General features: G+C 62.4%; 10 protein-coding genes and 1 tRNA gene. 4 read left to right on the forward strand and 7 right to left on the reverse strand.

From position 1 onward, the window contains the following. Positions 1-79: 79 nt before the first annotated feature. Both KDH09_01905 and KDH09_01910 read right to left on the reverse strand, forming a co-directional pair. Positions 80-156, reverse strand: a tRNA-Arg gene (locus tag KDH09_01905). An 80-nt stretch (positions 157-236) separates the two neighbouring features. Continuing rightward, a complete protein-coding gene (locus KDH09_01910) occupies positions 237-1,313 on the reverse strand; it encodes a mechanosensitive ion channel family protein (GenBank protein ID MCB0218423.1) in 1,077 nt (358 codons plus the stop codon). Between the two features lie 178 nt (positions 1,314-1,491). Here KDH09_01910 and KDH09_01915 point away from each other — a divergent pair, with 178 nt between their 5' ends. Beyond that, a complete protein-coding gene (locus tag KDH09_01915; protein ID MCB0218424.1) occupies positions 1,492-3,708 on the forward strand; it encodes an FdhF/YdeP family oxidoreductase in 2,217 nt (738 codons plus the stop codon). Between the two features lie 5 nt (positions 3,709-3,713). Here KDH09_01915 and KDH09_01920 read toward each other — a convergent pair whose 3' ends face one another. The 5 genes from KDH09_01920 to KDH09_01940 all read right to left on the reverse strand — a co-directional run bounded on the left by KDH09_01920 (position 3,714) and on the right by KDH09_01940 (position 8,879). Further along, positions 3,714-4,133: a hemerythrin family protein gene (locus tag KDH09_01920; GenBank protein ID MCB0218425.1), complete on the reverse strand. Its 420-nt coding sequence runs from the start codon at positions 4,131-4,133 to the stop codon at positions 3,714-3,716. A 96-nt stretch (positions 4,134-4,229) separates the two neighbouring features. Next, positions 4,230-4,649 carry a hemerythrin family protein gene (locus tag KDH09_01925; GenBank protein MCB0218426.1) on the reverse strand — a complete coding sequence of 140 codons (420 nt, stop codon included), beginning with the start codon at positions 4,647-4,649 and terminating at the stop codon, positions 4,230-4,232. Positions 4,650-4,840: 191 nt separating this feature from the next. Further along, positions 4,841-6,337 carry an AarF/ABC1/UbiB kinase family protein gene (locus KDH09_01930; protein ID MCB0218427.1) on the reverse strand — a complete coding sequence of 499 codons (1,497 nt, stop codon included), beginning with the start codon at positions 6,335-6,337 and terminating at the stop codon, positions 4,841-4,843. Positions 6,338-6,496: 159 nt separating this feature from the next. Further along, positions 6,497-7,564 carry a ferritin-like domain-containing protein gene (locus tag KDH09_01935; protein MCB0218428.1) on the reverse strand — a complete coding sequence of 356 codons (1,068 nt, stop codon included), beginning with the start codon at positions 7,562-7,564 and terminating at the stop codon, positions 6,497-6,499. A gap of 244 nt (positions 7,565-7,808) precedes the next feature. After that, complete coding sequence (locus KDH09_01940) at positions 7,809-8,879, reverse strand: diiron oxygenase (protein MCB0218429.1); 1,071 nt, start codon at positions 8,877-8,879, stop codon at positions 7,809-7,811. 213 nt (positions 8,880-9,092) lie between these two features. Here KDH09_01940 and KDH09_01945 point away from each other — a divergent pair, with 213 nt between their 5' ends. From KDH09_01945 to KDH09_01955, 3 genes are all read left to right on the forward strand, one after another. After that, on the forward strand, positions 9,093-9,632 hold the full coding sequence (locus tag KDH09_01945) for an O-acetyl-ADP-ribose deacetylase (GenBank protein ID MCB0218430.1): 540 nt from the start codon (positions 9,093-9,095) through the stop codon (positions 9,630-9,632). A 158-nt stretch (positions 9,633-9,790) separates the two neighbouring features. Continuing rightward, positions 9,791-10,480 carry a hypothetical protein gene (locus KDH09_01950; GenBank protein ID MCB0218431.1) on the forward strand — a complete coding sequence of 230 codons (690 nt, stop codon included), beginning with the start codon at positions 9,791-9,793 and terminating at the stop codon, positions 10,478-10,480. An 81-nt stretch (positions 10,481-10,561) separates the two neighbouring features. Then, positions 10,562-10,849: a hypothetical protein gene (locus tag KDH09_01955; GenBank protein MCB0218432.1), complete on the forward strand. Its 288-nt coding sequence runs from the start codon at positions 10,562-10,564 to the stop codon at positions 10,847-10,849. The last annotated feature ends 88 nt before the right edge of the window (positions 10,850-10,937 follow it).

Raw genomic sequence — 10,937 nt, forward strand, 5'->3', positions numbered from 1 at the left:
TGAGTCGCGATCATCCCATTTGGATCGCCAATGGTTTGTCGGTTTGTGGCAAATTGCACCAGGGTAGTGCGGAAGAAACTGGCGCGCCCGGCGGGATTCGAACCCACGACCTTCGGCTTCGGAGGCCGACACTCTATCCAGCTGAGCTACGGGCGCGCTGAGGAGGCAAGGAGCGCTGTTATAGCGCCCTGCTCTCATGGGCACAAGGGGCGCGCGCCGCGGGCGCGCTTGCGCCGTCAGGAAGCGGCTGCCTGCGCCAGATGAATGGTCTGCGTGGGATAGGCGAACTCGATCCCCTCGCTCTGGAAGCGGCGCAGCAATGCAAGGTTCAGCCGCTGCTGCAGGTCCATGTAGAGATTGTAGTCGCCGCTGGCCACGTAATAGACGATCTCATAGTCGAGCGACGAGGGGCCGAAACTCTTGAAGTGGGCGCGGTCCAGACGCGCTTCATCGAGCGCACCGAACACCTCGGTAATCATGCCGGGAATCGCTTCCACCTTGTCGGCCGGCGTCTCGTAGGTAACGCCCAGTACGCTCACGATGCGGCGCTCTTTCATGCGCTTGAAGTTCTGGATGCGGCTTCCCACCAGGTCGGTGTTGGGGAAGACAATCTCTTCGCCCTGCAGGCTGCGCACGCGCGTCGTTTTGATCCCGATTTTCTCCACGTTGCCGAGCTTGTCGTCCACGACGATGAAGTCGCCTACCTCGAACGGTTTGTCCAGCATGATGGAGACCGAACACAGGATGTCACCGAGAATATTCTGCACCGCCAGCGCAACGGCTACGCCGCCGATGCCAAGGCCCGCCACGAGCGAGCCCACATCGAATCCCAGGTTGTCGAACATGAGCAGCAGCAGAAGCGCCCAGAGGAACACGCGGCCGATCACCTCGAGCGCGCCGAAGGCTGCGCGGGTGTCTTCCGCTTCGGTCGAAACTTTCTTGTCGATCCAGTGCGAGATGAGCGCGTTGCCCCAGATGCCGATCTGCAGCGCGCCGGCGACGATGCCCATGATGCGCAGCGCATTCAATACTTTCTGGGGCGAAGCCCCTGCGGTGCCGGCCTGGAGGAAATGCGCGCCCCACCAGAAAGAGAAAATGGCCAGCACCCAAAAGCGCGTGCGCCGGGCCATCTCCACAAACAGATCGTCCCAGTCGTTGGTCGTCTTCTCCGCAATGGCCCTGAGGCGCCCGACAACCATGCCCTTGAGGATCTGCAGCGCAATGAGCGCCGCAGCCGAAGCCCCCAGCGCAACGAGCCACTGCCGCAGGCTGTTGCCCAGGTAAAACGTCTCTTTGAGAAAATCGAGTTCCATCGCCGGCGCTCCTCCGAACTGGATTCCGGGCCTATCTTGCCCGATGAGACGCTCATGTAAAGGGCGCCATGCCGCGCCGCACCTTTCGCAGCACCCGCCCTTGCGCCGGCGCGTGCAACTTCGTAGCCTAGGGCCCTTGCGCGCCGCTTGGGCGGGCGCGCGGTGATTGGAGCTAGTCATGGCGAAACCGGCAGTCCGCGCGGCGGGCGGTTTTCGGGCGATTTTTTATTTTGTGAAGAAGGCGCTCTCGGCGGGCGGCCTGTGGAAGAGCTGGAAGCGGCTGCGCTCGAACAATGCGTGCAAGACCTGCGCGCTGGGCATGGGCGGACAGGCCGGCGGGCTGGTCGACGAGGGCGGGCACTTCCCCTCGGTCTGCAAGAAGTCCATCCAGGTGCAGGCCGGCGACATGGCCGCGGCCATTCCCGAGGGGTTCTTCCGCTTTACCTCCATCGAGCAGATGGCGGGCATGAGCCCCGCGCAGCTCGAAGCGCAGGGGCGGCTGGCCTTTCCGATCATTGCCGAACCCGGCGACCGCTATTACCGGCCGATTTCCTGGGAAGAGGCCTACGACAAGACGGCCGCCGCGCTGCGGGCCGCGCCGCCCGAGGAAGCGTTCTTCTATGCCTCGGGCCGCTCATCGAACGAGGCGGCGTTTCTCTTTCAGTTATTCGCGCGCGCCTACGGCAGCGCCAACATTCACAACTGCAGCTACTACTGCCACCAGGCCAGCGGCGTGGCGCTCTCGAAGATCTACGGTTCGGGCACGGCCTCGGTCGTCCTTGAAGACCTGCACAAAGCCGATTTCGTCATGGTCATCGGCGCCAATCCCCCCAGCAATCACCCGCGGCTGATCACCCAGCTCATGCAGCTCCGGCGCCGCGGCGGCAAGGTGCTGGTCGTCAATCCGCTCAAGGAGCTGGGGCTCCAGCGTTTCCGGGTTCCTTCGGACTGGCGCAGCCTTCTTTTCGGCAGCTCCATTGCGAATCTCTACATTCAGCCCCACATCGGCGCCGACATCGCGCTTTTAAAGGCGATTTTGAAGGGCGTCATCGAGGGCGGCGGCGTGGACGAGCAGTTCGTGAGCGAGCACGCGACCGGCTGGGCCGAGGTCGAGGCCGACGCGCGCGCGCAGAACGCGGACCAACTTGCCGAGGCCGCCGGCGTGCCGCGCGCGCAGATCGATCAGGCGGTGGAGATGATCCTGTCGGCCAAGCGCGGCATCTTCTGCTGGGCCATGGGGATCACCCACCACGCCCACGGCGTCGACAACATTCTCGAGCTGGCCAACCTCGCCATGGCGCGCGGCTGGCTCGGGCGCGAGGGCGCGGGCCTGCTTCCCATTCGCGGTCACTCCAACGTGCAGGGCGTGGGATCGGTGGGCGTCGCCCCGGCGCTCAAGGCAGCCTTCGCCGAGCAGATGGAGGCGCGCTACGGCATCACTGTCCCGGCAGAGTCCGGGCAGGACACCTACGCATCGATGATGGCCGCGCTGGAGGGGCGCATCCGCGTGAGCGTGCAGCTCGGCGGCAATCTCTATCACTCCAATCCCGACGCCGACTGGGCGGCGCGCGCGCTGCAGAACATCCCGCTGACCTTCCAGGTCTCCACCCAGCTCAACACCGGCCACGCCCACGGACGCGGCAAGACGACCATCGTCGTCCCGGCACTCGTGCGCGATGAGGAAACCCAGCTCACCATGCAGGAGTCCATGTTCAACTTCGTGCGCATCTCCGACGGCGGGCAGGAAGCCCCCGAGGGGGAGCCGCGCTCGGAGGTGGACATCATCGCTTCCCTGGCAGAGCGGGTGCTCCCCGAGAGGCGCTTCGACTGGAGCGAGCTGCGCTCTCACGAGGCGCTGCGCAAGGCCATCGGCGCCGTGGTGCCGGGCTATCAGCCGGCCGGCAACGTCGATCCCGAGCGCAAGGAGTTCCAGGTGGTCGGCCGCACCTTCCACGCGCCGCGCTTCGGCACCGAGGACGGCAAGGCCCGCTTCCACGTCACGCAGGTTCCCGAGTATTCGCGCGGCCCCGACGAGTATCAGCTCATGACCATCCGCAGCGAGGGCCAGTTCAATACCGTTGTGTATGAAGAAGAAGATCTCTATCGCGGCAATACAACGCGCGACGTGGTGATGATGAGCGCCGAGGATGCGGAGCGAAACGGCTGGAGCGAGGGCGAGCGGGTCCGCGTCACGACAGAGGTTGGCTCCATGAGCGCCTCGGTCGCGATCACGGACATCCGCGCAGGAAATCTCGCCATGTATTTCCCCGAAGCCAACTGCCTGGTGCCGCGAAAGCTCGACGCGCTCTCGAAGACACCCGCCTTCAAGTCCGTGCAGGCCCGGCTCGAAAGCGAGTCAGGCCGGCAGAGCGAGCCGGTGGCCGAAGCAGGCTGATCACCCTAGGCCTCGGCTGCGGCCCGGGGCTCGGCCCGCGCCAGATAGCGGGCACACTGACGGTCGGTGCCCAGGATGTGCAACGTCAGCCAGGTCTTCAGGTAATCGAGCACCCGATCGGCAAGTATCTCGTGCGCAAGGAAACGCGCGCGCATCTGCTGCACGCGCGCGATGAACTCGCGATGGGCTGCCTGGTGTCGGACCAGATCCGGACAATCGCTGGCGATCATCGCATTTTCTTCATCCTTGAAATGGGTCTCGGTATAGACCTCAAGGTCTGCGAAGATGCCATCGAGCACGCGGTCACCGGTCCCGGCTTCCACCGAGCGATGCAAACGATTGATGATGTTGACGAGCTGCTGATGCTGACGGTCGACGAAATCCACGCCGATCTCGTATCGGGGCTCCCAATCGATGAATGTCATTGTGCCACCTCTACCAGGGGCGGTACGCGCATTTCTCCTGAAGAGACCGCCCGGTCAATGTTGCTGATGCGCCGGCGGCAGAAACGGGCTGAAGAATCAACCCGCGGCGGCGTTTTTTCCTTCTCCGCGCTCGAAGTAATTGGCGTACTGACGGTCGGTTCCCAAAATATGCAGGGTCAGCCAGTTCTTGAGATAGAGCAGCACCTGGTTGGCGACCATGTCGTTGGCCATGAAGCGCTCGCGCATCTGCCGAATGCGATCGATGAACTGGACGTGCGCGCCCTTGTGGCGCTCGAGGTCCGGGTAATTACTCTCGGCCAGATACCGCTCTTCATCCCTGAAGTGGGTTTCGGTATAGACCTCAAGGTCGGCGAAGATGTGGTCGAGAACGCGCTGGCTGGCTCCACTTTCCATGGAGTCGTGCAGTCGGTTGATGATGTCGACGAGCTGCTTGTGTTGGCGGTCCACAAACTCCACGCCGATCTCGTAACGGGGCTCCCAGGTGATGAACGTCATGATGCTACCTCGTCAGGCGGCCCTGGTTGCTCCAGGCGGGCCACCTGCCTGATTGTTGACATGAGGATAGGGACATCCGCTATTCCTGGGAATGACAAATATCACAATGCGACAGAATGTCGCACAGTGACACAGAACGAATAATCCGGCAGACCGCATTATCCCTATAATTTCAAGTAGTTACAACGAATTCACTCAGCCGGGCGCTGCGCCACCTGCTCGACACGTCTGGCACCGTGCTGCCGGGAGGGCAGGAATTTCTCGGGCAGTTCGATGCCCTGCAGCGCCAGGCTGGGGGGGACGTTTTCGGACTCGTAGAGGTAGCGGCGGGCCGCCACGTGCCAGTTAAAGTTGGCGCCCAGCTTCTGCATGATGGCATTCAGACCGAACGTGATGCGGTTGAAGAACAGCAGGTCCGGCGGCAGGTTCATCTGCTGGAGTTTTTGCGGGTCCATCACCTCGCCGGCCTGGGCGACCCATTCGGGGGTGAACTCGAACTTGCGGTCTTCCTTGAACGGCGCCGAGTGGTAGCCGAAGAAATCCCACATCCACTCGCGATCATAGGGCCGGCCCGGCAGGATGAGCCCGAGATCCATTACCAGTTGATCGAATGCGTCGCGGTCCTTTTCCACTACCGCGCGCGAGATTCCCTGCAGTTTGTGAATGAACCCATCATCAAAGTACTTGATGCAGCCGAAGTCGATGAACGTGATTCCGCCGTCTTCGTTGAAGATGTAGTTGCCCGGATGGGGATCGCCGTTGAAGACGTGGTGGATGTGCATGGAGTCGAACACAAAGTCGTGCAGCACGTAGACGGCGAGCTCGCGCTCCTTGTCCGTCGCGGTTTCGAGAAAGTCGTAGAAGTTGAGTCCCTTCTTGAACTCCTGGCAGAGCACGCGCTTGGTACAGAATTCGGGAAACACCTTCGGAACGCGGATGTAGGGATGGCCGTCCCAGAGCTCGGCAAAGAGCTGCTGGTTGCGCATCTCCTGGCGGTAGTCGAGCTCGTCGTAGAGACGTTCCTTGAGCTCGCGCACCACCGCCTTGGCGTCCACGTTCTTGTTCACCATGTTGATCATGGCGGCCAGCCCCGCGGAGGCCTTCAGGTCGTTTTCGATGGCGGTATCGACGCCCGGATACTGGACCTTGAGCGCGACCACCGTGCCGTCGTGCAGCTTTGCCTTGTGCACCTGCCCGATGCTCGCGGCGGCCAGCGGCTGCTCATCCACATCCTTGAACAGCTCGCCCAGGTCCTTGCCCAGTTCCGATTCGATCTGCTGGCGCACCAGCTTGAAGTCCATGGGGGGCGAGTCCGACTGCAGGCCGCGCAGCGCTTCCTGCGCCGCGGGCGGCAGCGAATCATTGGCGAAGGAAATGATCTGGCCGAGCTTCATGAAGACGCCCTTCATGTTTCCCATGATTTTGGCGGCTTCCTCGGCGCTCTTGAGGTGGTACTCTTCTTCGAGGGCTTTCTTGTGTTCGTGGGTGGCCCACATCTGGCGGAACTTCAGCCAGAGCTTTCGCCAGATCGAGCGACTCACCAGTGAGGAGACCTGCGCGCCGCGCGCACCCATGCTGGTGGAGATCCCGGCCTCGTTGCGCTGGCCGGAAATCACACGAAAGACGACAACGCCCACGACGGCAACCACCGCCAGGACGCCCAGAAGAATCAGGTTTTGTTCGCTCATTGAAGATCCCGGAGAGAGTGAGGACTTGCGGGCCGCCGCCCGCCGCTGGGCCTTCTCTTTACTGCGACGCTGACGGCGCCGTCAACTTTCCCATACCCAACGAAAAAGGGCGGCCCACCGGGCCGCCCTCGTTGGTTCAGAGGCTCGAAAGCAGCGCGACTACACCGCCGGCATGCTCTCCATCTCGGCCAGGATGCTGTCCTGCAGGTCGGTGAGCACGTTGGTCTCATCGAACATCTGGACCTTGGCGTCCTGGTATTTCTTGCGGATGCGGTCGCTGCCGACGAGGCCTGCCTGCACGAGCTGGGGCATCATCACGTCCTTGAAGGTATGCACCTGGCCGGGCAGCGCCTTGGGACGCCAGCCCTCCATGTATTCGGACATCATGGCGTTCATGAAGTCCTTGGGATCGATGTTGCAGTCCTGAAGAACCTGGGCGTAGACCATGCTCTGGCCGCCGCCGCCGAAGCGCGCCTTGCGCATCTTGGCCAGCGAGTTGAACGCGAAGTCCTCGAGTTCCTCGCGGTCGTCGGGGTGCATGTCGGCCACCGCTTCCTTCACATAGACATTGCCGTAGGCCACGTGGCGCGACTCGTCCTTGATGACGTAGTCGATGAGTTCCTTGAACAGGGGCTCGGTCGCCGCCTGGCTCATGTTGAGGAAGGAACCCAGCGCCAGGCCCTCCACGATCATCTGCATGCCAATCAGCATGCCCGCCCAGTGGGGGTGCGTCAGCGTGTCGTCGAGCAGTTCCTTGAGGAAGGTGTCGATGGGATAGATCTTGTCGAGCTTCTTGATGTAGCGGTCGAAGACCTCCACATGGCGCGCCTCGTCCATGGCCTGGGTGGCGGCATAGAGCTTGGCTTCGTAATCGGGAACGGCGTGCACGAGCGCGGCCGAAACCATCAGCGCACCCTGCTCGCCGTGGAGGAACTGCGAGAGCATGAACGCGGCGTTGTGCGCGGCGAAGGATTCCTGCTGGCTCTTGGAGAGCTTGGTCCAGAACTTCGTGCTCTTGATGGGCATGCGGTCGGCGCCGACGATGTCCGCGCTGGCGTCGACCTCGCGGTCCCAGTTGATCTCCTGCTCGGCGTCCCACTGATCGCGCTTGGCCATCGAGTAGAGGCGGCGCAGCTTCTCGATGTCGATCTCGTAGCTCCAGTTCCAACAGATCTCCATCGGACTGGAAAGGCTTTCAAGAATTTCCGGCTTGGTAATCGCGCTCATCGTTTCGCTCCCTTGCGTGGCTCTCACCCTCCAACAGCGGATGGGTGGATCGGTCGCGCGCTTCGCTCCTTCGCGCGGCCTACCGACCGACCGGTCGGACGCCAAAACGATGATTGATCAAAGCCCGGCCAATCAAGCGCGGAGACCGTTATGCTGCCCATACAAGCGATGCCGTTCTGCCCGGCAAAGACGAAGGGCGGCCCGCCGGGCCGCCCTCTGCCGATTCTCCCCAGTCCCACGAGCATCAATGCGTGAGCGAATGCTCCAGATTCTCGAGGTCCACTTCCATCCCCTTCAGGATGGAGACGTCGTCGAACATGTTTACGTTCGCGTCTTTGTAGCGCTTGCGGATGCGCTCGGACTCGACGAGGCCCACGCGCGCAAGCGCCGGCATCATGAGGTCCTTGAAGGTGTGCACCTGGCCGGGCATGGCCTTGGGACGCCAGCCCTCCATGTATTCCTTCATCATCGCGTTCATGAAGTCCTTGGGGTCGACCCCAGCGTCCATCAGTACGTTGTTGTAGACGTGGGTGTCGCCGCTGCCCCCGCCGCCGATGCGCGCCTTGCGCATCATGGAGAGCGCTTCGAACGCGAAGTCCTCGACCTCTGCCAGGTCATCCTTGTGCATGTCCTGGATCACTTCGGAGAGATAGACATTGCCGTAGGCGACGTGGCGGGCTTCGTCCTTGATCACATAGGTGAGCAGGTCCTTGAAGAGCGGTTCGGTCGTGGCCTCACGCATGTTCACAAAGGTGCCGAGTGCCAGGCCCTCGACAATCATGTTCATGCCCACGCACCGGCACTCCCAGCGTTTGTGGGCGAGCGTTGCATCGAGCAGTCCCTTGAGGAATCCGTCGATCGGATAGATCTTGTCGAGTTTCTTGATGTAGCGCTCGAAGACTTCCACATGGCGCGCCTCATCCATGGTCTGCGTCGCCGCGTAGAGCTTGGCTTCGTAATCGGGAACACCGTCGACGAGCGAAGCGGCCACCATCATCGCGCCCTGCTCGCCATGGAGAAACTGCGAGAGCATGTAAGCGGCATTGTGCGCGCCGAAGGCTTCCTGCTGGCTCTTCGAGAGCGTCGTCCAGAACTTCGTGGTCTTCACGGCCATGCGCTCGGGGTCGAGGATGTCCGCGGAGGGATCGATCTCGCGGCTCCAGTCGAGCTGCTGATCCGCGTTCCACTGCTCGCGCTTGGCCATGTCATAGAGCCGGCGCAGCTTTTCGATGTCGATCTCGTAGGCCCACTGCCAGACCATGTCGAGGTTCGAGGGGAGGGTTTCCATCGTTTCGGGGTGGTCGATAGCCGTCATGGTTCGCTCCATTTGTAGCTCACGCCGCCCACTACGGGACGTGCGCTGCCGATTCAGCCAACCGACCGATCGGTCAGCTAGCTACAGAGGATGCCCTATCTCGCGGCTCCCATGCAAGTTTTTTTTGGGGGGCGTGCTTCCCTGCCGTGCCTGCTATGTTGGGGCCGGTGGGCGCAAAGCCCTTCATACCGCGTTCTGAGGGGGATTAGAGAGATGCAGCGAAAGGTCGGAAACGCCGTCATTGAGCTCATCGAAGGCGACATCACGAAGGTCCGGGCCGATGCACTCGTGACGGCTGCCAATTCGGGCCTTCGCGGCGGGGGCGGAGTGGACGGCGCCATCCACCGGGCCGCCGGCCCAAGACTGCTGGAGGCCTGCCGGGCCATCGGGGGCTGCCCGACCGGCAGCGCGGTCATCACGCCCGCCTTTGATCTCGAGAGCGGCGGGGTCCGCCACGTTGTTCATGCCGTGGGCCCCATCTGGAACGGGGGCGCCAAGGGTGAGGAAGCACTGCTCCGCGGCGCCTACCGCACCAGCCTGGAAGTGGCCGCCAAGGCGGGCTGCACTTCCATCGCCTTCCCCTCCATCAGCACCGGGGTCTACGGCTACCCGATTGCGCTGGCCGCTCCGGTAGCGATCTCCGAGGTGGCTTCCTTCCTCAGGGGGTCTTCCTCCATCGAGCGCGTCGTCTTCGCCCTTTTCGGCAGCGAGGCGTTCGGACACTTCGAACGGGCTCTCCACGAATTTCTCTGACCGGCCCGCATTTTTCTGCGACCGATTCCGGTCGTCGGCATCGGTAAGACACAAAACAACGCGGCCAGGAATAACCGGCGGCACACACGGGTAGAGCAGGACAAAGGGAACGCGTGTGCGCAATGGCCTGGTGCGCCCGATTTCCAAGGAGCAAGACAGTGACGCATTCCAGTTTTCTCAAGCCGGCCCTCTCGGGCCTCATGGCCATCGGCCTTTTCATCATCGCTTCGCCCGCTCACGCGACCAACTTCAAGGTAGATCCCGAAAAGGGAAACTCCAGCATGACCGCCACTTTCTCGGCGCCGCTGGGCGAGCGCATCACCGCGGTGAGCACCGCAGTCTCGTGTGATCTCGATTTCACCGACACCGGCGAGGCCAGCGGCAAGTGCAGCTTGCCGCTCACCAGCATCAACGTCGACAACGAGCCCGACAAGACCGACCACTTCCAGCAGTGGGCCACCAACAAGCAGAGCGACCCGGCCGAGTGTGCCTTCGAGTTCGAGATTGAAAGCGCCAAAACCCTCGACCTGGTAAAACCCAAAATGCCGATCCAGATGCGGGCCGTGGGAACGTTCACCATCTGCGGGCGCAAGCATGCCAAGGGAGCCCGCGAGAACCTGCGCGGCGCGGTGGTGCTGTTCTCCCCCGGAGAGCGCGGCCCCGGGCGCGTGGTGAAGATCAGCGCCACTATTGAAGGTTTCAACCGCGACGATTACAAGATTGGACCTGATTACACGTCCGGTTGGTTGGCCCGTGTTCAGAAGCTCGCCGATGTCGTCGGTCACGAAGGCACCATCGAGCTCAACCTCTTTGCGTATGAGGCTGCAAAGCAAGCATCCGCCAATTAACCACGGAATCAGGCGTCTGGATCAGGACGCAAAAAGCAGGGCGAGAGTCCATAACATCTCACAAGGAGCGTAGAGAGACACATGAAGGGTAACAATCTCAAGGGAGCCATGATCGCAATTGCCGCAGCAGGCCTGTTCGCCGGCTGCGCCCAGAAAGGTGCCACCGCCGAAGGCGCCACCGAGGCCGCCCCGGCGGCCGAGGCCAGCGGCAACAGCTGCAAGGGTGCACATAGCTGCAACGGTGCAACGGAAGAAGCCGCGCCCGAGAATTCCTGCAACGGCGCGAACTCCTGCAACGGTGCCGAGGCTGCCCCCGAGGGCGAATCCTCGGGCAACAGCTGCAAGGGCGCCAATAGCTGCAACTCCTGAGTCGCAGCTTGCTGAAATGCAGTGACCGGGGGGCTTCTTTTGAAGCCCCCTTTCACTTTCAGGCCAAACAGCCGGCGGCGCTTGAAAA

The organism is Chrysiogenia bacterium, assembly GCA_020434085.1.
Lineage (GTDB): Bacteria > JAGRBM01 > JAGRBM01 > JAGRBM01 > JAGRBM01 > JAGRBM01.

What these genes read in the sequence shown, in the direction of transcription:
- KDH09_01920 (MCB0218425.1), bottom strand. Translation starts at nt 4,133, where the DNA reads ATGACATTCATCGATTGGGAGCCCCGATACGAGATCGGCGTGGATTTC.
- KDH09_01955 (MCB0218432.1), top strand. Translation starts at nt 10,562, where the DNA reads ATGAAGGGTAACAATCTCAAGGGAGCCATGATCGCAATTGCCGCAGCA.
- KDH09_01930 (MCB0218427.1), bottom strand. Translation starts at nt 6,337, where the DNA reads ATGAGCGAACAAAACCTGATTCTTCTGGGCGTCCTGGCGGTGGTTGCC.
- KDH09_01925 (MCB0218426.1), bottom strand. Translation starts at nt 4,649, where the DNA reads ATGACGTTCATCACCTGGGAGCCCCGTTACGAGATCGGCGTGGAGTTT.
- KDH09_01915 (MCB0218424.1), top strand. Translation starts at nt 1,492, where the DNA reads ATGGCGAAACCGGCAGTCCGCGCGGCGGGCGGTTTTCGGGCGATTTTT.
- KDH09_01910 (MCB0218423.1), bottom strand. Translation starts at nt 1,313, where the DNA reads ATGGAACTCGATTTTCTCAAAGAGACGTTTTACCTGGGCAACAGCCTG.
- KDH09_01935 (MCB0218428.1), bottom strand. Translation starts at nt 7,564, where the DNA reads ATGAGCGCGATTACCAAGCCGGAAATTCTTGAAAGCCTTTCCAGTCCG.
- KDH09_01940 (MCB0218429.1), bottom strand. Translation starts at nt 8,879, where the DNA reads ATGACGGCTATCGACCACCCCGAAACGATGGAAACCCTCCCCTCGAAC.
- KDH09_01945 (MCB0218430.1), top strand. Translation starts at nt 9,093, where the DNA reads ATGCAGCGAAAGGTCGGAAACGCCGTCATTGAGCTCATCGAAGGCGAC.